Below are 19,968 nucleotides of genomic sequence, written 5' to 3'. Positions count from 1 at the left end.
GGGGAGTGCCGGATGAGTCGAAACAACAGCGGCCAGCCAAGCAATCCGCTTACCTTGTCCGGGGCAGCGGCAGGATGGAAGAACAGCGCGGCGATGCGCTGGCTCCTGCTTCTGCTTTTTGTGTTTTTGTTTTATTTCAGCCTTGCTCCGCGGCTGGTGCCGGAGACGTACGATATTACGCTTAACGGCAAGGCGGACAAAGACATCCGCGCGCCGCGCCAGGAAGTGGACGAGAAGGCCACCCTGCAGGCGCAGGAGGACGCGTCGAGCAAGGTGCCCGATACGTATTCGATCGTCCAGCTCCGCAACGAGGTGCTGGTCAACGAGCTGTTCGCGAGAATCGAAGAGCTGAACCTGGACGACCAGATTACGGAGGCCGACCGGGTGGACATTTTCCGCCGCGTTCTGCCGGAACGGGTCGACCAGTACGTCTCCAACTTCGTTATTTCCAATCGCGGCTCGGAGACGTATTCGCCGGAGCTGCTGGAGGAGATGCAGCGGGTCGTCGCGATGCAAAAATATGCGATCCCGGAGGAAACCTATTACAAGATTCCCCGGATGTCGCCGGAGCAGCTTCAGGAGATGCGGTCGGTGACGCGCGACGTCGTATGGAAGATGACGAGCGAGCCGATCACGCAGGCGGAGACGGCGCGCACGAAGGTGGCCGAGCTGGTGAATGCGAGCTCCCTGGCGCTGAAGACGGAGCGGGAAATCGTGCAGGAGCTGGCGCGGCTGGCCATCCTGCCAAACAAGTTCTTCGACAAGAAGGCGACCGATAACGCCAAGGTCGAGGCGAAGCAGAATATGCCTCCGGTCGTGATCAAACAGGGCGACATCGTCGTGAAGCAGGGGCAGGTTATTACCGAAAGCCTGTACGAGAAGCTGGACGGCATGGGACTGCTGCAGGAGCGCAAAAACTATTTGCCGCAGCTGGGCGTGCTGCTGCTGTCCGTGATTTTGACGCTGGCCCTGTATGGGTACGGAGAGCTGACGTCGGCCTCGACGATATTGAAGAAAACGAACGCGCATTGGGCCATGCTGCTGCTGATCTTCGCGCTTAATCTGCTGTTTATGCATCTGGTCGCCTTGACGCACAGCTCGGACTGGCCGTTCGTCGGTTATTTGGCGCCGATTGCGATGGGCGGCATGCTGGTGACGCTGCTGCTCGACATGCACCTGGGCTTGGTCAGCTCGTTTCTGTTTACGCTGCTGGCCAGCGTCATTCTGAACGTCGAGCAGGAGCATATTTTCGACTTCCGCTACGGTTTCGTCGCCGCCGTCGTGTCCTTCACGGCGGTGCTGGCGATCCACAGGGCGAGTCAGCGCTCGTCCATTCTGAAGGCCGGCATAATGGTCAGTCTGTTCGGCTCGGTCGCCGTGCTGGCCCTCATGCTGGTCAATCCGGAGCCGAGCCGCGCGGACCTGCTCCAGTCGGTTATTTTCATGCTGGCGAGCGGACTGCTGACGGCGGTGCTCGTCATCGGCCTTATGCCGTTTTTCGAAGTCACGTTCGGAATTTTGTCGGCGCTTAAGCTTGTCGAGCTGTCGAACCCGAACCACCCGCTGCTGCGCAAGCTGTTGACCGAGACGCCGGGCACTTATCATCACAGCCTGATGGTCGGCAACCTGTCGGAGGCGGCCGCGGAGTCGGTCGGGGCGAACGGTCTGCTGTGCCGCGTCGGCTCGTTCTACCACGACGTCGGCAAGACGAAGCGGCCGCTCTATTTTATCGAGAACCAGAACGCTTCAGGCAACCCGCACGACAAATTGGAACCGAAGGTAAGCGCCTCGATCATTATCGCTCACGCGAAGGACGGCGCGGATATGCTGAAGGCTCACAAGCTGCCGAAGCCGATACGCGACATCGCCGAGCAGCATCACGGCTCGACGTTCCTGAAATATTTTTATTACAAGGCGGTTAAGCAGGCGCAGGAGCAGGGGAAGGAGATCGACTTCACCGAAGACGATTACCGCTATCCCGGCCCCAAGGCGCAGTCCAAGGAGGCGGCGATCGTCGGCATCGCCGACTGCGTGGAAGCCGCGGTCCGCTCGCTGAACCATCCGAAGGTGGAGCAGATCGAGGAGATGATCGCCAAGATTATCAAGGACCGGCTGGACGACCACCAGTTCAACGAATGCGACCTGACGATGAAGGAGCTCGACAGAATCGCCCAGACGCTGAAGGAAGCGGTCATCGGCATGTTCCATTCCCGGATCGAATATCCGGACGACAAACAATTGAAGATGGCGAAGGAAGCGACGGACGACGCCAAAGAAGCGAAGGAGAATTAGAATGACGCTAAGCCTGGAATGGATCGACGAGCGGGAAGGCGGGGCCGGCCAGCGGGAAGAGCAGTGGATGGAGGCGCTGGAGAAGCTGCTGGCGATTGCCGGCCGCAAGGAGGAAGTGGAGCGGGGCATCGTCACTTTGACGCTGACGGACGACGAAGGCATCCGCGAGCTGAACCGCCAATACCGCGACCTGGACAAGCCGACGGACGTGCTGAGCTTCTCGCTGCTGGAGGGAGAACAGGCCGACATCCGTTACGAGGACGAATACGAGTCTTCCGCAGAAGGCGAGGAGAGCTGGGAGGACGACGACAAAGCCGGCGATCCGTTCTCCGATCTGCTCGGGGACATCGTCATTTCCGTTCCGAGAGCGGAGGCGCAAGCTGCGGAATACGGACACAGCTTCGAGCGGGAGCTCGGCTTCCTGTTCGTGCACGGGTTTCTTCATCTGCTTGGCTACGATCACGGCGACGAGGAAGAGGAGCGGCTGATGTTCGCCAAGCAGGAAGAGGTATTGCGGGAAGCGGGCCTCGTGAGATGAGCGGCTGGCGCGCGCGCGAAGTCCGGTCGTTCCGCAACGCTTGGGCTGGGCTGACGGAGGCGCTGCGAACCGAACGTCATATGCGGTTCCATTCGGTCGCCGCCTTGGTCGTCGTCGCGCTGGCGCTGTGGCTGAATGTCGACCGCCGGGATTGGCTGTGGCTGCTGCTGGCGATCGCGGCCGTCTGGTCGGCGGAGTTGGTCAACACCGCCATCGAACGGACGGTGGACCGAATTTCGACGGACGTTCACCCGCTGGCGAAGACGGCCAAGGACTCGGCGGCCGCGGCCGTGCTCGTCATGGCGATATTCGCGGCCGCGGTCGGGGCGATCGTGCTCGGTCCCCCGCTGTGGCGCGTTTTGTTTTAAACGATGAGAAAGACGAACGGGGGACAAAGAGAGATGGGGCTGCAACTGATGGGCTTTACGCCGGAACGTCTGGTGGAGGAAGCGGCCGAAGCGCGCAAGAGAGCTTACGTGCCGTATTCGCGGTTTGCGGTAGGCGCCGTGGCGCTTGACGAGGACGGCAACCTGCACCATGGCTGCAACGTGGAGAACGCGGCCTACGGACCGACGAACTGCGCGGAGCGAACGGCGCTGTTCCGCGCGATCGCGGACGGACGCCGGGCCGGCGAGTTCCGGGCCGTCGCCGTCATCGGCGACACGGAGCAGCCGATCGCCCCTTGCGGAGTTTGCCGGCAGGTGCTGGCCGAGCTGTGCGAGCCGGACATGCCGGTTATCATGGCCAACCTGCGCGGCGAGACGCGGGTAACGACGGTGGCGGAGCTGCTCCCCGGCGCGTTCCTGCCGCGGGACTTGAACAACCGAGAAGTGGTCGAAGGAGAATAATAGGATGCAGAAGAAAGGCTTCAAATCGGGCTTCGTCGCCATTGTCGGACGCCCGAACGTAGGCAAGTCGACGCTGATGAACCAGGCGATCGGCCAGAAGATCGCGATCATGTCGGACAAGCCGCAGACGACGCGCAACAAAATCCACGGCGTCTATACGACCGACGATACGCAGATCGTTTTCCTCGATACGCCGGGCATTCATAAGCCGAACTCCAAGCTGGGCAACTATATGCTCCGGGCGGCGGAGAGCGCGCTGAACGAAGTGGAAGCGATTCTCTACCTGACCGACGTGACCGAGCCGATCGGCGGCGGAGACCGCTACATTATGGAACAGCTCAAAAAAGTGAAGGATACGCCGGTATTCCTCGTGCTGAACAAAATCGATAAAATCCATCCGGAGGCGATCCTGCCGGTCATCGCCAAGTTTCGCAGCCAGATGGATTTCGCGGAGATCGTGCCGGTGTCCGCGCTGCAGGGCAACAACGTAACGACGCTGCTGGAGCAGGTGTCGAAGTATTTGAAGGAAGGTCCGATGTATTATCCGGCCGACCAGATTACCGACCACCCGGAGCAATTCGTCTGCGCCGAGCTGATTCGCGAGAAGCTGCTGCAGCTCACGAGGGAAGAGATCCCGCATTCGATTGCGGTCGAGATCGAGAGCATGAGCGTCGCGGACAACGGGCTCGTCAACATCGGAGCCGTCATCTACGTCGAGCGCGATTCCCAGAAGGGGATCATCATCGGCAAAAACGGCGGCCTGCTGAAAGAGGTCGGCAAGCTGGCGCGGCTCGATATGGAGCGGCTGCTCGGCTCGAAAATTTTTCTCGAGCTGTGGGTCAAGGTCAACAAGGACTGGCGCAACCGCGAGTCGATCTTGAAGACGCTCGGTTACCGGGAAGATTAGACGGACAGCCGGTCGGCCATGCCGGTGCAAAAATGTGTCAGGCATACGGCCGACGCTCCCGTGACATCCTAACCTCGAAGGCGCAGATTAGTTCGCCCGGAGAGGATGAGGCGTTGTGCGGGATTTCACGTGGCACGTGTTTACGCAAACCGGCGATGTCGAAGCCTATTTGCTTTATAAAGAAATGCACGATCTCGGAGCTCCCGAGCTCGGCGCGGGCGCCGGGCCCGAGGAAGACGAGGGCGACGTCGCGGACGAGGAATGAGAGCCGATGCTGTATCGGGCCGAAGGGATTGTCATTCGAAGCACCGATTATGGGGAAGGAAATAAAATCGTTACCCTGCTTACGCCTACTTTGGGGAAGCAGGGCATTGTCGTGCGCGGGGCGAAAAAGCTCAAAAGCCGTTACGGCGCGCTGGCGCAGCTTTTTACATACGGCGATTATTCCTATTATCGAAACGGGACGCTGGGCACGCTGAACAGCGGAGAAATCATCGAGTCGTTCCAGGAGCTGCGTCAAGGCCTCGAAGGCCCGGCCTATGCGGCTTATGCGGCCGAATTGACCGATCGCGCGATTAACGACGACGAGGCGGCGGCCTATTTGTTCCATCAGCTTAAAGCCTGTCAGACGGCGCTTGCGGAAGGGAAAGATCCGCAGATCGTGGTGCGGGCTTACGAGATGAAGGTGTTCGCCGCCGCGGGCTACGCGCCGATGCTGGACGAATGCGTCAGCTGCGGGCGGCGCGACGGGCCGTTTTATTTCAGCGCCGCCGGAGGCGGGGCGCTGTGCCGCTCGTGCAGGGGAAGAGATCCCGCCGCCTTGGAGCTGCAGGACGGCGTATGGAAGCTGCTGCGCGTTTTTCTGGCGCTCGATATGCGCAGACTGGGGAGCATCGCGGTTAAGGAAAGCTCCAAGAGCCAGCTGCAGCTCGCGCTTCGCAGATGGATGGACTTTCATCTGAATGTGAATTTGAAATCGCGCGGCTTTCTTGATCAGTTGGAGAAATACGGCGATCTGCTCGGAAGCGTCCCGGCGGCCAAGCGGGAAAATCCGGCCCAAGCCGACAGCTCCGAGGATGCGCCGGCCGCGGACGAGAGCGGATAGAGAGCAGGGGAAGGCCGAGCGGCGGGCGGCGGACGGTCCCGGGGAGGTTGCTGGTTTGACAGGTTGCCTTGCGGTAGTTTAGAATGTGGTCATAGTTTATATTCTCTGCGAAGGAGAGAGTAGCCGAATTACGGTGGCCCATGCAGCGAGCCGGGGACGGTGCAAGCCCGGAGGCACGAATCGGCGAAAGGCGCTCTGGAGAGATCGGCTTGCAAGAGGAGGGTTCTCCTTGCGGTGCGTTTGGCGGGCAGCAGCCGGCCGCGGCGTCGTCGGGAAACCAAGTAGGGTGGAACCGCGGGAATGTTAGCTCCCGTCCCTATGTCTGCGTTGGCGGACGTGGGACTGGAGTTTTTTTGCGCGCTTCGCGCGGAGACCCGTCGTCCGGCCGTTCGGGAACAGATACGTGAAGAGGAGCGAACAAGGATGAATTTTCAACAAATGACGTTGACGCTGCAGCAATTTTGGGGCGAGCAGAACTGCATCGTCGTGCAGCCCTACGATACGGAGAAGGGCGCGGGCACGATGAACCCGATGACGTTCCTGCGCTCGATCGGTCCGGAGCCGTGGAACGTCGCTTACGTCGAGCCGTCCAGGCGACCGGCGGACGGCCGTTACGGCGAAAATCCGAACCGGCTGTACCAGCACCATCAATTCCAGGTCATTATGAAGCCGTCTCCGGACAATATTCAGGAGCTGTATCTGGAAAGCCTGAAAAGATTGGGCATCGATCCGCTGCACCACGACATCCGGTTTGTCGAAGACAACTGGGAGGCGCCTACGCTCGGCGCGTGGGGACTCGGCTGGGAAGTGTGGCTGGACGGAATGGAAGTGACGCAGTTTACGTATTTTCAGCAGGTGGGCGGCATCGACTGTCACCCGGTCGCGGTGGAGATTACGTACGGCATGGAGCGGCTCGCTTCTTACATTCAGGACAAGGAAAACGTGTTCGACCTGGAATGGGTGGACGGCGTAACCTACGGCGACGTGTTCAGACAGCCGGAGTACGAGCATTCCAAATATACGTTCGAGGTGTCCGACGCCGCGATGCTGTTCCAGCTGTTCTCGACCTACGAGGCCGAAGCGAAGCGCGCGATGGAGCAGAATCTCGTGTTCCCGGCTTACGATTACGTGCTGAAATGCTCGCACGCCTTTAACCTGCTGGACGCCCGCGGGGCGATCAGCGTGACGGAGCGGACCGGCTACATTACGAGAGTCCGGAATTTGGCCCGCCAAGTCGCGGCCACGTATTTGCAGGAACGGGAACGTCTCGAATTCCCGCTGCTGAAGAAAGGAGCGGCGCACAATGGCTAAAGACTTGCTGCTGGAAATCGGAATGGAAGAAGTGCCTGCCCGTTTCGTACGCGCGGCCATGGAGCAGTTGCAGGAGAAAACGGTCAAATGGCTGAACGACAGCCGTCTTTCCTACGGCGAAGTGAAAGCTTATGCGACGCCTCGCCGCCTGGCCGTGCTCGTATCGGATCTGGCCGACAAGCAGGAAGACGTCGTCGCGGACGTGAAGGGGCCGTCCCGCAAAATCGCTTACGACGAGAACGGAGCCTGGAGCAAGCCGGCGCTCGGCTTCGCGCGAAGCCAGGGCGCCGACCCGGACGGGTTGTTCATTCGCGAAGTGGCCGGCGTAGAGTACGTCTTTGCGACCAAGAGCAGCCTTGGCGTCGAGACGGCCGCGCTGCTGCCCGATGCGCTGCCGGCGCTGATCACTTCGCTGACCTTCCCCAAAAATATGCGCTGGGGCGAGCGTGAGCTGCGCTTCGTGCGTCCGATCCGCTGGCTTGTCGCGCTGCACGGAGATCGCGTCGTGCCGTTCGAGATCGCGGGAGTCGCTTCCGGCAACACGACGCGCGGCCACCGCTTCCTCGGCAAGGACGCGGTCATTGCGGAGCCTTCCTCCTATGTGGAAGCTTTGCGCGCAGAGCAGGTGATCGCCGACGTGGAAGAGCGCCGTCGGGCCATTCTTGCGGGAATCGAAGATTTGGCGAAGGAACGGGGCTGGACGATCGGCATCAAGGACGACCTGCTTGAAGAGGTGCTGTTCCTCGTCGAGACGCCGGCCGCCTTGTCGGGCTCCTTCGATCCGGGCTTCCTCGACATTCCGCAGGAAGTGCTCATTACGTCGATGCGCGAGCATCAGCGCTACTTCCCGGTATTCGACGACGCCGGTCGCCTGCTGCCGCATTTCGTAACGGTGCGCAACGGCGACCGGACCTCGATCGACGTCGTGGCCAGAGGCAACGAGAAGGTGCTTAGAGCGCGGCTGTCCGACGCCAAATTTTTCTACGAGGAAGACAAGAAGCTGGTCATCGCGGACGCGCTGGCCAAGCTGGAAAATATCGTGTACCACGAAGAGCTCGGCACGGTCGCGGACAAGGTTCGGCGCGTGCGCATCGTCGCCGACCGGATCGCGGCGCATCTGCGGCTGGAGCCGTCCGCAGCCGCGGACATCTCCCGTACCGCCGACATCTGCAAGTTCGATCTCGTCTCCCAGATGGTGTACGAATTTCCGGAGCTGCAGGGCATCATGGGCGAGGATTACGCGCGTCTGGCCGGCGAGCGGGAGACCGTCGCCCGGGCGATCAACGAGCACTATTCGCCGCGCAACGCGGGCGACAAGCCGGCCGCTTCGCTCATCGGCGCGATCGTCGGCATCGCCGACAAGCTCGATACGATCGCCGGCTGCTTCTCGATCGGCATCATTCCGACCGGCTCGCAGGACCCGTACGCGCTGCGCCGGCAAGCGGCCGGCATCGTGAACACGCTGCTCGCACACGAGCTCGAGATTACGCTGGAGGAGCTGTTCCGGATCGCGCTCGACGTTCATGCGGAGAGAGGGCTGAAGCGCGAGGCTTACGACGTCGCCAACGATATGCGGGAGTTTTTCGTGCTCCGCGTGAAAAACGTGCTCTCCGAGCAAGCGATCCGCTACGACGTCGTCGATGCGGTGCTGGGCGCGGGAGCGGGCGACGTGCGCCGCACCGTGCTGCGCGCGAGCGCTCTGCAGGCGGCGACCGCCGACGAAGCCAAGGCGGATTTCCGCCCGGCGGTCGAGGCGTTCAACCGCGTCTGCAATCTGGCGGCCAAAGCCGATTCCAGCCGGGTGGACGCGAACCTGTTCGCGGACGAGGCGGAGGGCCGGCTCTTCGAAGCTTGGCAGCATGCGCACGGCCGCTTCGTGCAGGCGACGGCGCAGGCCGATCTGGATGAAGCGCTGTCTGCGCTGTCCTCGCTCAGCGGTCCGGTGACGGTTTTCTTCGAAGCCGTCATGGTCATGGCGGAGGACGAGGCGCTGCGCCGCAACCGGCTGGCGATTCTGTCGCTTGTCGCCGAAGACGTGAAGCAGTTCGCCGATTTCTCCAAATTGGCGGGATAATTCAATTGATCGGAAGACTCAATTGATCGGAAAACTCTACTGACTGGGTAACTCATTTGACGGGGCAACTTACTATTTGACGGGGAAGGGAGCGGATCAAGTGTCTCAAAGGAGCGTTACGGTTCACGTCGTGTCCGATTCGGCCGGAGATACGGGCGAGCTCGCGGTTCGCGCGGCGGCGGCCCAGTTCCATCCTCTGTCCGTGAACGTGCGGCGCTCGGCGTTTATTCAATCGCCCGAAAGCATCGACGCGGTGCTGGCGGCGGCTCAGGCGGACAAGAGCATCGTGCTGTATACGCTGGTCATCCCATTTCTCAGAGAGCATATGGTCGAGCAGGCCGCGCGGATGAAAGTTGCCGCCATCGATCTGCTCGGACCGCTGATCGATCATCTGGAACGGGCGCTCGGGCACGAATCCAGACATGAGCCTGGGCTGAACCACAGGCTCGACGAAGATTATTTTCGCAAGGTGGAGGCGGTCGAATTCGCGGTGCGCTACGACGACGCCCGCGACGTATCCGGCATTCTCAAGGCGGACGTCGTTCTTGTCGGCGTGTCCCGGACCTCCAAGACGCCGCTGTCGATGGTGCTGGCGCACAAAATGTTCAAGGTCGCCAACGTGCCGCTCATTCCGGAGCTCGTCCCGCCGAAGGAACTGTACCTGGTTTCGCCGAAGAAGGTGATCGGGCTGACGATCCATCCGGATTCCCTGAACGCGATCCGCAAGGAACGGCTGAAGGCGATCGGCTTGCCGGATTCCGCCCCGTATGCGACTTCCGAACGAATCGCGAAGGAACTGGAGCACGCCCGCGAAGTGATGGACAAGATCGGCTGCATCGTCATCGACGTTTCCAACAAGGCGGTCGAGGAGACGGCGAGCATCATTCTCGAACGTTTTCAACGGTAAAAGCCCGAAAGGGGGGCGGTCCAGTTCGTATGGTGCCGCGACCGTCTCGCAAGCGAAGAACGAAGAGAACCGAGAGGTTCTCTTTTGCCGATTAAGTCGAATTTTAGGATTTTTTGTCGAATGTGCCACCTTTCTGCGACTTTTTTCGTAATACTGATGAAAGCTTGTTCTCTCCGCTTTTTTGCGGGTATTTGAATCTGGAAGATTTGGGGAACATAAAAAAAGGCGGGGCTTTGCAGGATTTTGATTTCCGTTAGCGTATATAATATTACGGCAAACTTTGGCTGAAACGAGTGGTGATGTCGATGATTGTCCCGCCTCGTCGGGTCGTGGTGGATGGCGACGCTTGTCCCGTCAAAGCCGAGATCGCCGCAGCCGTCAGGCTATGCGGCGCGACCGCGCTGCTCGTATCCAGCCACGCTCACGTTTTGAACCCGGAGCCTTCCGTCGAAGTGGTGACGGTGGACGCAAGCGATCAGGCGGCGGACCTGTATATCGCCAACGCGCTGAAGCGCGGCGATATTCTCGTCACCGGCGATTACGGCTTGGCCGCGCTCGGATTGGCCAAGGGGTCGTCCGTGCTGACTCCGAGAGGCAAGCTGATCCGGGAGTCCGATATCGAAGGGCTGCTGGAGCAGCGGCATTTCTCGGCCCGATTGCGCCGGGGAGGCGTGCGTACGAAAGGGCCGCGCCCGTTCACGGACGAGGATCGCAGCCGGTTTCAACAAAAACTGACAGCTCTATTGAGGGGGATGCAGGAGATTCCCGACACATAGCGAATTGTATTATGGGTTAGAAATCAGGTGGTTTTCATGAGCTACGGAATGATCCCTCAAGAGGTTATCGACGAGGTGCTGCGCCGTCACGAAATTTCCGAGACGGTCGGCAAATACGTTCATTTGACCAAGAACGGCAAGTATTTGAAGGGGCTTTGCCCTTTCCATTCCGAGAAGACGCCTTCCTTCACGGTGACGCCCGGAAAACAAATCTTCCATTGTTACGGGTGCGGCAAAGGCGGCAACGTCATCAAGTTCGTCATGGAGATGGAAGGGGAGACGTTCCCGGAGGCCGTCAAGCAGTTGGCCGAGGAAGCCGGCATTCCCGTCAGCTGGACAAGCTATAACGCCGAAGAAGCCTCTCCCGTTCAGAAGGAGAAGCGGCTGCTGCAGGAGGCCCACGAATACAGCGCGAAGCTGTATCACTATCTTCTTCAGAATCTGGAGGCGGCGAGGCCGGCCAAAGCTTATCTGCAGTCGCGCGGACTGAGCGACGCCTTGATCGAGCAGTTCGGCATCGGCTACGCCCCTCCGAGATGGGATACGCTGACGCAAGCGCTGGAGCGCAAAGGCTATCCGGCGCGCGAGATGGAAACGGGCGGATTGCTGTCCAAGCGGCAGGATGCGGAGGAATACGTCGACCGGTTCCGGGATCGGGTCATGTTCCCGATTCACGATGCGAGAGGGCAGACGATCGCCTTCGCGGGACGGCTGCTGACGGACGGGCAGCCCAAGTATTTGAACTCGCCGGAGACGCCGCTGTTCGCCAAGAGCCGCACGCTGTATCGGCTTCACGAGGCCAGGTCGGCCATCCGCAAGCTCGGCCAGGTCGTGCTTTTCGAAGGGTATATGGACGTGATCAAAGCTTGGTCGGCCGGCGTCCACAACGGCGTCGCCACGATGGGAACCGCCTTGACCGCCGAGCACGCGGCCGTGCTGAGAAGATTCGCGGAGGAAGCGGTGATCTGCTACGACGGCGACGACGCCGGACAAGCCGCGGCGCACAAGAGCATTCCGCTGCTGGAGGAGGCCGGGTTCCGGGTTCGCGTCAGCTTGCTGCCGAATCGGATGGACCCCGACGAATACGTCACGTCCTACGGTCCGGAAGCGTTCGTCAGAGAAATCGTCGAGGGCGCGGTTTCGGCAGTCAAATTTCAGCTTATATATTTGAGGAAATCCCATATACTCCTAGAAGAAGATGGAAGGATTAGGTATTTGCGCGACGCCGTGCGGATTGTGGCCAAGCGGAATTCTCCGATGGAGCGGGAGCTTCTGCTGAAAGAGCTGGCCCAGGAATTCGGAGTCGCCCTCGATACGCTGAAGCAGGAAAGTCTCGAATACAGACAGCGGGAGAAATTGGAAAGCGCAAGGGATATTCCGGCCGGATCGTGGAATAATGTATGGAATGGAAATCACTTCACCTCCAAGACTCCGCCGCTGGGGGCCGCGCATGTGAACGCGGAACGTCAACTGCTCTCCTGGATGATGCAGGACCGGGATACGGCGCTCCTCGTCGAAGAGAAGCTTGGGGACCGTTTTCACGTGGAGGATCACGCGGCCTTGGCTGCTTATTTATATTCTTATTACGCCCAGAACAATGATCCTGACGTTGGCCGCTTCGTCGCGACGTTGCAAGACGATCGTCTGGAACGGCTGGCCAGCGTAATCGCAATGATAGACGTCCCGTACGGCGAACGGGAACTGGAAGATTGCATCCGAACCATCGGTCGAGCCTCGCTGGAGAGAGAGTACGAGCGGCTGACCGAGGAATTGAAGCGTGCGTCGCGGGAAGGCGACCAAACGCGGGTATTACAATTGGGTATAGAGATTATCGCCCTGGAAAAGCAGCGCAAGATGTCGTAAAGCGCGGTTTCCCGGGGAGGAGGGAGTCGGTAATGGCAAACGATCAACACACCGGACTGGAAACGGAATCGACACTGGAACAGGTCAAAGCTCAGCTTATCGAACAAGGCAAGAAAAAATCTTCCTTGACCTATAAAGACATCATGGAAAAGCTTTCTCCGTTCGATCAGGACCCCGAGCAAATCGACGAGTTTTTCGAACAATTGGCGGATATCGGCATCGAGGTATCCAACGATCATGACGACCTGGGACGTCACGGGGGAGACGACGACGAGCGCGACGAATTCAACTTCGACGACGACCTCAGCCTGCCGCCGGGCATCAAGATCAACGATCCCGTGCGGATGTACTTGAAGGAAATCGGCCGCGTGCCGCTGCTTGGCGCGGACGACGAGGTCGAGCTCGCGAAGAAGATCGAGATCGGCGGTCCGGACGGCGAGGAAGCGAAGAAGAGACTGGCCGAAGCCAACCTTCGTCTTGTCGTCAGCATCGCGAAGCGCTATGTCGGACGGGGCATGCTGTTCCTGGATTTGATTCAGGAAGGCAATATGGGTCTGCTTAAGGCCGTCGAGAAATTCGACTACGATAAAGGCTTCAAGTTCAGTACCTATGCGACCTGGTGGATCAGGCAGGCGATTACGCGGGCGATTGCGGACCAGGCGAGAACGATTCGGATTCCGGTTCATATGGTGGAAACGATCAATAAGCTGATCCGGGTATCCCGTCAATTGCTTCAGGAATTGGGACGAGAGCCGACGCCGGAGGAAATCGCCGAGCAGATGGAACTTAGCGTCGATAAAGTGCGGGAAATTATGAAAATCGCGCAGGAGCCGGTCTCTCTGGAGACGCCGATCGGCGAAGAGGACGATTCCCATCTGGGCGATTTTATCGAGGATCAGGAGGCGCTTGCTCCTGCGGACGCCGCGGCGTACGAATTGCTTAAAGAGCAGCTCGAAGACGTGCTGGACACGCTGACCGAGAGAGAAGAGAACGTGCTGCGCCTGCGGTTCGGACTGGACGACGGACGCACCCGGACGCTTGAAGAGGTCGGCAAGGTGTTCGGCGTTACGCGCGAACGGATTCGTCAGATCGAAGCCAAAGCGCTGCGCAAGCTGCGTCACCCCAGCCGCAGCAAGAGATTAAAGGATTTTCTGGAATAAAGGAAAATGGATGCAGAGACCTTGGCCGTAACGGTTGAAGGTCTTTTTGTTCAAAAGGGTGCGAGGAGGCTCGTCGGCATGGCCGCTAATGAGGAAGAGAAACGCAACCTCATCGTGAAGGAAATCGAATCATGGCGCCGCAGCAAGCTGTTGCCGGAGCAGTATTGCGACTTTCTGCAAAATATTTATTTGGAAGATTTGGAAGATCGGCCGCGGGGCATTACCGGCGCGGCGATGAAAAAAATCAGTCAGGCATCCGGCAAACAATGGTTTCTTGCTTCTGGAATTTTTGCCTTGATTTGTTTTGTTGTACTTCATTTTAGCGCGTTTCCCTTGCTATTGCAAATCGCGATTGCGCTGCTTGTCGCCGGGGGTTTCGTCTTCGCCGGCGTCAAGCAGCGGGAGAGCCGGCCGGCGCGAGGCTACGCCTGGATTGGCGCGGGGATTGTGTTCTTGTTCGGATCGGGGCTGGCGATCGTCGGGCTGCGGTGGGGCTTGGGCGGCTCCGCGCTGCTGTGGCTGCTGGGATTGCTGGCCGTCGTCTGGCTCGGCGGGGGGCTGTGGCTCAGATTGGCTCTGCCGCAGTGGCTCGGCTGGCTGGCGGCGATCGCGTTGTACGCCTTGCTGCTTGCCGAGCATGCTCCGGCCGCGTCGGTATTCGAGGTGCAGATTTTTTGGATTCCCGCGGCGCTGCTGTTCTTATGGTTAAGCTGGTTTATGCACGTCCGGCTTGCTTCGGCCGGAACGGCGATGTTCGCCGCCGCGCTCGTGCTGTGGTTTATGCCGGAAATATATTCGGCCCTGTACGGAGTTCGTCCGGAGTGGATTCAGACGGAAATTTTGATTAAAATTTTGATCGCGGGCATCGGCATGTTCCGCCTGCGAAAACAATGGATGGAATGGGTTGCGTAACGGATGACGGAGATGAAGGAAATAAAGGATTCGGGAGCGGGGCTGAAGCTGTCCCGCCGTCTGTCGGCGTTGGCGGAGCGCGTCCCCCATGGGGCGCGTTTCGCCGATATCGGGACCGATCATGCGCTGCTTCCGGTATATTTGGCGCTGGAAGGAAAAATCGGGTTTGCCGTGGCCGGCGACATTAACGCGGGTCCGGTCGACGCCGCCAGAAGACAGGTGGCCGAAGCGGGACTGGAGGAGCAAATTTCGGTTCGTCTGGGCGACGGAATGGCCGTTCTGCAGCCGGGAGAAGTGGACACGGTCGCGATCGCGGGTATGGGCGGCAGTCTGATGGCCCGCATTTTGGAGCAGGCCGGGGAGCGGCTTGAAGGCGTCAGGACGCTTGTGCTTTCGCCGCACGTCGCGGAAGACGCGGTAAGACGCTGGCTGTCGGAGCATCGGTTCGCGCTGAACGACGAGCTGCTGCTGGAGGAAGACGGAATTATTTATACGCTGATGCGGGCGCGACTCGCGGACTCGGAGGAGGAGGCGAAGGCGGCCGATTCCCGGCTGTATGATGAGCGATTGCTCGCGCCTGCGCTTGAGCGGGTATCCCGCGCGCTTCTGTACGAGATGGGGCCGCTGCTGCTGCGCAGTCCGAACGAAGACTTTTACCGCAAGTGGGAACAGGAAATCGCCAAGCGGGAAAGAGTGATTTTGCAGCTTAAGCACGCGGTTGCGCCGGAGGCGGCCGAGAAGGCGCGGGAATGGGAGCAGGACGTCAAGGAAATCAGGGAGGTGCTCGCATGTTTGCGCGCGGAGAAACGATCGTCCAATTGATGGAGCGGCTTGCTCCGAAGCATTATGCGGTGCCGGACGACAAGATCGGCCTGCAGGTCGGCACGGCGTCGAAGGAAGTGAAGCGCGTGCTCGTGACGCTCGACGTCACGCCGGAAGTGGTGCGGGAGGCGGCCGATCTGGGCGCGGAGCTGATTATCGCGCATCATGCGGTCATCTACCGTCCGCTGGCTCATCTGCGCACGGATACGCCGGCGGGAGCTTTGGCCGCGGAGCTGCTGCGGAGCGATATCGCGGTCTATATTTCGCATACGAATCTCGATACGGCGGAGGGCGGCATCAACGATCTGATGGCCGAAGCGCTGGAGTTGAACGGACGCGACGTGCTGGAGGAGGTGCATACCGATCAGCTCTACAAGCTGGTTGTGTTCGTGCCGGAAACCCATCACGAGCAGGTGCGCAATGCGATTTTCGCCGCGGGCGGCGGCTGGATCGGCAACTACAGCCATTGCAGCTTTAATATCGAAGGAACCGGCACTTTTATGGCGCGGGAAGGCTCCGATCCGTTTATCGGCAAGCAGGGGCAATTGACGGAAGCGAAGGAGATCCGGCTGGAGACGGTTGTGCCGATGAGCGTTCGCAAAAAAGTGGTGTCCGCGATGCTGAAGGCCCATCCGTACGAGGAGGTCGCTTACGACCTGTACAGCATCGATCTGAAGGGGCGTTCCTTCGGTCTCGGGAGAGTCGGCAAGCTGGCGGAGGCAGAGTCGCTGGACCAATTCGCCGAGCGTGTCAAGCGGGCTTTGGACGTACCGTTCGTCCGCGTCGTCGGCGACGGGGCGAAGCCGATCCGCAAGGTGGCCGTGTTGGGCGGCTCGGGGGCGAGATACATTCGCCACGCGATTTTCGCCGGAGCCGATGTGCTCGTAACGGGCGATATCGATTTCCACTCCGCGCAGGATGCGCTGGCGGCGGGCATCGCCATCGTCGATCCGGGCCATCACGCCGAAAAGATCATGAAGCCGAACGTCGCCTCATGGCTCGCCGAGCGCCTGAAAGAGAAAGGCTATGCCACCGAAGTCTTCGCCTCTCAGGTGGACACGGAGCCATTCCGGCTTCGTTAGCGGGGAGGCGTGGCTTGCGCGGTGCTTCGCGTGCTGGATGCGGGGCGTATTCGATGAGCGGCGTACTTCGATGAGCGTTCCAGCTTCGGTACTAGCAGCGTACGGTCAGCCGGATTAGCTCGTGCGACGGTCTTAAGTAACGGAATCCGGGGAATTTGCGGGGGTTAAGCACGTCTGACGGGCTTATGGTCGATGGTCGGAGGTTCGGGAGCGCGATAAGCTCCCGTGACGGTCTTAAGTAACGGAATCCGGGGAATTTGCGGGGGTTAAGCACGTTTGAAGGGCTTATGGTCGATGGTCGGGGCTTCGGGAGCGTGATAAGCTCGTGCGACGGTCCTAAGTGACGGAATCCGGATAGTTTGTGGGGGTTAAGCACGTTTGAAGGGCTTATAGTCGATGGTCGGAGCTTCGGGAGCGCGGTAAGCCCACGTGGCGGGCTTAAGCATCGGAATCTGGATAGTTTGCGGGAGTTAAGCACGTTTGAAGGGCTTATGGTCGATGGTCGGAGTTTCGGGAGCGTGGTAAGCCCACGTGGCGGGCTTAAGCATCGGAATCCGGATAGTTTGCGGGGGTTAAGCACGTCTGGAGGGCTTATGGTCGATGGTCGGGGCTTCGGGAGCTTGGCACGTTTTCCAACAAGTTGTTGCGTCGTTTTCGTTGCCATAGAAGCCGATTCGCGATATACTATTCTTTACACGCCGGAAAGTTTGACAGACAATCGCTGGCGGCTTCGCGCCGCGAGAGGAAAGTCCGGGCTCCGCAGGGCAGGATGCTGGATAACGTCCAGTCAGCGCGAGCTGAAGGATAGTGCCACAGAAATGGACCGCCGATGGCTGCTTAGGCAGATCAGGCAAGGATGGAACCGTGGTGTAAGAGACCACGAGGGACACTGGCGACTTTGTCCCTGGTAAACCCCATCTGGAGCAAGACCGAGGAGAACGCGGAAGCTTCGCGCTTCAGCCCTTGCCCGGGGTGCGTTCGGGTTGGTCGCTTGAGCCGTGCAGCAATGTACGGCCTAGAAAGATGATTGTCGCTTCAATCCGTGGGAGGCTCGCCATGCGCGATCCGTTCTGACCACGAGAAGTACAGAACCCGGCTTACGGCAAGCTTTCCGGCTATGCTCATGCCAATTCAAAAGGTGATACAGGTCGCAAAAACCTGCATCACCTTTTTTGTCGCGCAAACCTTCGCTTCACTTCTCCTTATTTTCACTTCTCCTTATTTTCACTTCACTTTATTTCGCTTCAATTCACTTTATTTCAATTCACCCACTTTATTTCACTTCACTCACTTTATTTCGCTTCATTTCAACCCGTTCAGGCGCTCCAGCTGTTGACGGACGCGGGACGGGAAGAGCTGGAGCGACGATTGCGAGCCGTGCGCGGTCTGGAGGGCGGCCATCACGTCGATCTGGCCGTATCCGAATTCCGCGTCTTTGCCCGTCTGTCCCAAGTCCTTCGCCGTGCCGCGGATCAGCTCCATCACTTCTTCGTTGCTTAAGCCGGAGTTGGCCGCCCGGACCAGCGAAACGAGCGCGGCCACGTGCGGGGAAGCCATCGATGTGCCGGATAAGGCGGCGTATCGGCTTCCGGGGTACGTGCTCGGAATGGAGGTGCCGGGAGCCGCGACGTCGATGTAGTCGCCGTAATTGGAATATTCGGCGCGCCGTTCGTCCGGATCGGTAGCCCCTACGGCGAGCACCTCGGGATAAGCGGCCGGGAAACCCGGACGGTCGGTGTTGTCATTGCCGCTTGCGGCGACGAGCACCACGCCGTTGTCATGAGCGTATTTGATCGCGTCGTGCAGAAATTCGGCCTGCGCGTAATTGCCCAAGCTCATGTTAATGACATGCGCTCCGTGATCCGTCGCCCATATGATGCCTTCGGCCACGGAATAGGTGGAGCCGGCGCCGGTGCTGTCCAGCACTTTGACGGGCATAATTTTGGTATACCAGGTCATGCCCGCGACGCCTTCGTTGTTGTTGACTTCCGCCGCGATAATGCCGGCCACGTGCGTGCCGTGCCCGACGTCGTCCTCGGGATTGCTGGACGGATCGACGATGTTGACGCCCTGGACCAGGCGTCCCTTCAAGTCGGGATGATCGGACTGCACGCCGGTATCGAGCACGGCGACGACGATATCCGGACTGCCTTTCGTGACCCGCCATCCGGTCTCCGTGGCGATTTCCGGCAAATTCCACTGATATTCCGAGTACAGCGTGTCGTTGGGGATCAGCGCCTGCTCTTCGGCCGCGCCCGGCTGCGGTTCCTCCCCGAACCCGTTGGTCAAGTACAAGTAGTGGGGCTCGACGAATACGGGATTCCACTCGCGCTTGAAATACGTTTTCAGCTCGCCCGTCTTATGCTTCTTGGAGCGGAACACGTAGATGTCTCGCGTCTGCTTGACGACGGTCAGGTCGAGCTCCTTGCGAAGCTGCAGGAGCTGCTTCTCCGTCAACGGCTTGCGGAATTTGACGACGACCTCGTCCACCGAGAAATGGCTGGCGTTGCCGTTGTCTTCTCCGCTTCTTACCGTCGTCTCCGCATTGGTGCCGGGGATGACCGATTCGATGCGGTAGCGGCCTTCCTGAGGATAAGGAACGATTCTGAGATTGCGGCGCTGATGCCGCTCCACCGCTTGAATCACTTCCGCGTTGACGAGGGCGACGACGCTATGGCCTCCGGCGTTGCCCGGCTTTTCCGCCAGAACGAAATAGCTTTTCCCGCCGGCCGGAAATACCGGAGTGGAGAAGCTGGCTTGTTTGCGCGCCGCCGAACGCGCCCGCGCCAAATAAGGCCGGGTTTCCCTCATCGTGTCGGGCGTCAGCGTTCCCGCGCTCGACCGGTTGTTCCCATCGAGCCATTCGGCGTAGACGACCTCGGGATGCGCCTTCAGGAGCGCGCGCAAAGCTTCGCCCGAGGCCGAGCGTCTTTTTTCCAGGAAGGTTCGGATATCCCTGGTTACTTGCGCCCTGGACAGTTTTTCGGTTGCGGTCATATCGTTTTGGATCATCTGCAGCTTGTAGGACGTTTCGTTCCGCCCCGGCGAAGGCGCGGCCGGAGAGGGTGCGAAATCGCGATTTTCCCGGTGATCGGAGGACGGCAGCAGCGGGATCGCGAGCAGAACGGCTGCGATGCCGAGCGCTATGCCGGCCCAAGCGTAACGGCGCATGGCGTTACTCTCCTTTGTGCTCCGGACGAGGAGCGGTTATGCTGTTAGGATGAAGGGACGACGGCAAAAATATACGGCGCAATTTGCCCTTGCCAGTACCTTTCGCCGCGGATTTGTGGTACGATAACAGGTAAGTTTCGCAGGCCTACAAGCGGGGCTATTTCGCTTGATGCCCGACTGCTTCGTATCGCCATGCTTTT

The 19,968-nt window shown here is 59.8% G+C and carries 17 protein-coding genes and 1 other RNA gene; 17 read left to right on the top strand and 1 reads right to left on the bottom strand.

Annotated elements, in window-relative coordinates:
• Positions 1-12 precede the first annotated feature (12 nt).
• The 17 genes from ACFFT4_RS34310 (at position 13) to rnpB (ending at position 17,712) form a co-directional block, all read left to right on the top strand.
• Positions 13-2,292 carry an HD family phosphohydrolase gene (locus tag ACFFT4_RS34310; RefSeq protein WP_378054221.1) on the top strand — a complete coding sequence of 760 codons (2,280 nt, stop codon included), beginning with the start codon at positions 13-15 and terminating at the stop codon, positions 2,290-2,292.
• A 1-nt stretch (position 2,293) separates the two neighbouring features.
• Positions 2,294-2,830: an rRNA maturation RNase YbeY gene (ybeY, locus tag ACFFT4_RS34305; protein ID WP_378054219.1), complete on the top strand. Its 537-nt coding sequence runs from the start codon at positions 2,294-2,296 to the stop codon at positions 2,828-2,830.
• Positions 2,827-3,198 carry a diacylglycerol kinase family protein gene (locus tag ACFFT4_RS34300; RefSeq protein ID WP_378054217.1) on the top strand — a complete coding sequence of 124 codons (372 nt, stop codon included), beginning with the start codon at positions 2,827-2,829 and terminating at the stop codon, positions 3,196-3,198. The genes ybeY and ACFFT4_RS34300 overlap by 4 nt, the downstream gene beginning before the upstream one ends.
• Positions 3,199-3,231: 33 nt before the next feature.
• The gene (locus ACFFT4_RS34295; protein ID WP_378054215.1) at positions 3,232-3,678 is read left to right on the top strand and encodes a cytidine deaminase; all 447 of its coding nucleotides are present in this window, start codon (positions 3,232-3,234) and stop codon (positions 3,676-3,678) included.
• Between the two features lie 4 nt (positions 3,679-3,682).
• Entirely contained in the window at positions 3,683-4,585 is a 903-nt protein-coding gene (gene era / locus ACFFT4_RS34290; protein WP_378054213.1) for a GTPase Era, read from the top strand.
• 115 nt (positions 4,586-4,700) lie between these two features.
• Entirely contained in the window at positions 4,701-4,850 is a 150-nt protein-coding gene (locus tag ACFFT4_RS34285) for a YqzL family protein (protein WP_378054211.1), read from the top strand.
• Positions 4,851-4,856: 6 nt separating this feature from the next.
• Positions 4,857-5,690: a DNA repair protein RecO gene (gene recO, locus ACFFT4_RS34280; RefSeq protein ID WP_378054209.1), complete on the top strand. Its 834-nt coding sequence runs from the start codon at positions 4,857-4,859 to the stop codon at positions 5,688-5,690.
• Positions 5,691-6,113: 423 nt separating this feature from the next.
• On the top strand, positions 6,114-7,001 hold the full coding sequence (gene glyQ / locus ACFFT4_RS34275; RefSeq protein ID WP_378054207.1) for a glycine--tRNA ligase subunit alpha: 888 nt from the start codon (positions 6,114-6,116) through the stop codon (positions 6,999-7,001).
• Positions 6,994-9,075 carry a glycine--tRNA ligase subunit beta gene (glyS, locus tag ACFFT4_RS34270; RefSeq protein WP_378054205.1) on the top strand — a complete coding sequence of 694 codons (2,082 nt, stop codon included), beginning with the start codon at positions 6,994-6,996 and terminating at the stop codon, positions 9,073-9,075. The genes glyQ and glyS overlap by 8 nt, the downstream gene beginning before the upstream one ends.
• Before the next feature lie 100 nt (positions 9,076-9,175).
• Entirely contained in the window at positions 9,176-9,982 is an 807-nt protein-coding gene (locus ACFFT4_RS34265) for a pyruvate, water dikinase regulatory protein (protein WP_378054203.1), read from the top strand.
• 305 nt (positions 9,983-10,287) lie between these two features.
• Positions 10,288-10,758, top strand: a complete 471-nt coding sequence (locus ACFFT4_RS34260; RefSeq protein ID WP_378054201.1) for a YaiI/YqxD family protein — start codon at positions 10,288-10,290, stop codon at positions 10,756-10,758.
• Between the two features lie 36 nt (positions 10,759-10,794).
• On the top strand, positions 10,795-12,621 hold the full coding sequence (gene dnaG / locus ACFFT4_RS34255; RefSeq protein ID WP_378054199.1) for a DNA primase: 1,827 nt from the start codon (positions 10,795-10,797) through the stop codon (positions 12,619-12,621).
• A gap of 32 nt (positions 12,622-12,653) precedes the next feature.
• Entirely contained in the window at positions 12,654-13,781 is a 1,128-nt protein-coding gene (gene rpoD, locus ACFFT4_RS34250; protein WP_378054198.1) for an RNA polymerase sigma factor RpoD, read from the top strand.
• A gap of 78 nt (positions 13,782-13,859) precedes the next feature.
• A complete protein-coding gene (locus tag ACFFT4_RS34245; protein ID WP_378054196.1) occupies positions 13,860-14,693 on the top strand; it encodes a hypothetical protein in 834 nt (277 codons plus the stop codon).
• 12 nt (positions 14,694-14,705) lie between these two features.
• A complete protein-coding gene (locus tag ACFFT4_RS34240) occupies positions 14,706-15,515 on the top strand; it encodes a tRNA (adenine(22)-N(1))-methyltransferase (protein WP_378054194.1) in 810 nt (269 codons plus the stop codon).
• Entirely contained in the window at positions 15,482-16,597 is a 1,116-nt protein-coding gene (locus tag ACFFT4_RS34235; RefSeq protein WP_378054192.1) for a Nif3-like dinuclear metal center hexameric protein, read from the top strand. Before ACFFT4_RS34240 ends, ACFFT4_RS34235 begins: the two co-directional genes overlap by 34 nt.
• Before the next feature lie 702 nt (positions 16,598-17,299).
• An RNA gene (rnpB, locus tag ACFFT4_RS34230) (RNase P RNA component class A) lies at positions 17,300-17,712 on the top strand.
• A gap of 187 nt (positions 17,713-17,899) precedes the next feature.
• On the opposite strand, the gene ACFFT4_RS34225 is transcribed toward rnpB, so the two are convergent.
• Positions 17,900-19,768, bottom strand: coding sequence for a S8 family peptidase (locus ACFFT4_RS34225; RefSeq protein ID WP_378054190.1), 1,869 nt, complete (start codon positions 19,766-19,768; stop codon positions 17,900-17,902).
• Positions 19,769-19,968 lie beyond the last annotated feature (200 nt).

Origin of the sequence: Cohnella cellulosilytica, from assembly GCF_042431195.1 — a bacterium.
In the GTDB taxonomy this organism is placed as follows: Bacteria; Bacillota; Bacilli; order Paenibacillales; family Paenibacillaceae; genus Cohnella; species Cohnella cellulosilytica.
This window is presented reverse-complemented; position numbering and strand designations above follow the sequence as displayed.

Bases quoted from the DNA above. Each gene is read 5' to 3' on its own strand.
- ACFFT4_RS34310 (WP_378054221.1), top strand. From the start codon at position 13: ATGAGTCGAAACAACAGCGGCCAGCCAAGCAATCCGCTTACCTTGTCC.
- ybeY (WP_378054219.1), top strand. From the start codon at position 2,294: ATGACGCTAAGCCTGGAATGGATCGACGAGCGGGAAGGCGGGGCCGGC.
- ACFFT4_RS34300 (WP_378054217.1), top strand. From the start codon at position 2,827: ATGAGCGGCTGGCGCGCGCGCGAAGTCCGGTCGTTCCGCAACGCTTGG.
- ACFFT4_RS34295 (WP_378054215.1), top strand. From the start codon at position 3,232: ATGGGGCTGCAACTGATGGGCTTTACGCCGGAACGTCTGGTGGAGGAA.
- era (WP_378054213.1), top strand. From the start codon at position 3,683: ATGCAGAAGAAAGGCTTCAAATCGGGCTTCGTCGCCATTGTCGGACGC.
- recO (WP_378054209.1), top strand. From the start codon at position 4,857: ATGCTGTATCGGGCCGAAGGGATTGTCATTCGAAGCACCGATTATGGG.
- glyQ (WP_378054207.1), top strand. From the start codon at position 6,114: ATGAATTTTCAACAAATGACGTTGACGCTGCAGCAATTTTGGGGCGAG.
- glyS (WP_378054205.1), top strand. From the start codon at position 6,994: ATGGCTAAAGACTTGCTGCTGGAAATCGGAATGGAAGAAGTGCCTGCC.
- ACFFT4_RS34260 (WP_378054201.1), top strand. From the start codon at position 10,288: ATGATTGTCCCGCCTCGTCGGGTCGTGGTGGATGGCGACGCTTGTCCC.
- dnaG (WP_378054199.1), top strand. From the start codon at position 10,795: ATGAGCTACGGAATGATCCCTCAAGAGGTTATCGACGAGGTGCTGCGC.
- rpoD (WP_378054198.1), top strand. From the start codon at position 12,654: ATGGCAAACGATCAACACACCGGACTGGAAACGGAATCGACACTGGAA.
- ACFFT4_RS34245 (WP_378054196.1), top strand. From the start codon at position 13,860: ATGGCCGCTAATGAGGAAGAGAAACGCAACCTCATCGTGAAGGAAATC.
- ACFFT4_RS34240 (WP_378054194.1), top strand. From the start codon at position 14,706: ATGAAGGAAATAAAGGATTCGGGAGCGGGGCTGAAGCTGTCCCGCCGT.
- ACFFT4_RS34235 (WP_378054192.1), top strand. From the start codon at position 15,482: ATGTTTGCGCGCGGAGAAACGATCGTCCAATTGATGGAGCGGCTTGCT.
- ACFFT4_RS34225 (WP_378054190.1), bottom strand. From the start codon at position 19,768: ATGCGCCGTTACGCTTGGGCCGGCATAGCGCTCGGCATCGCAGCCGTT.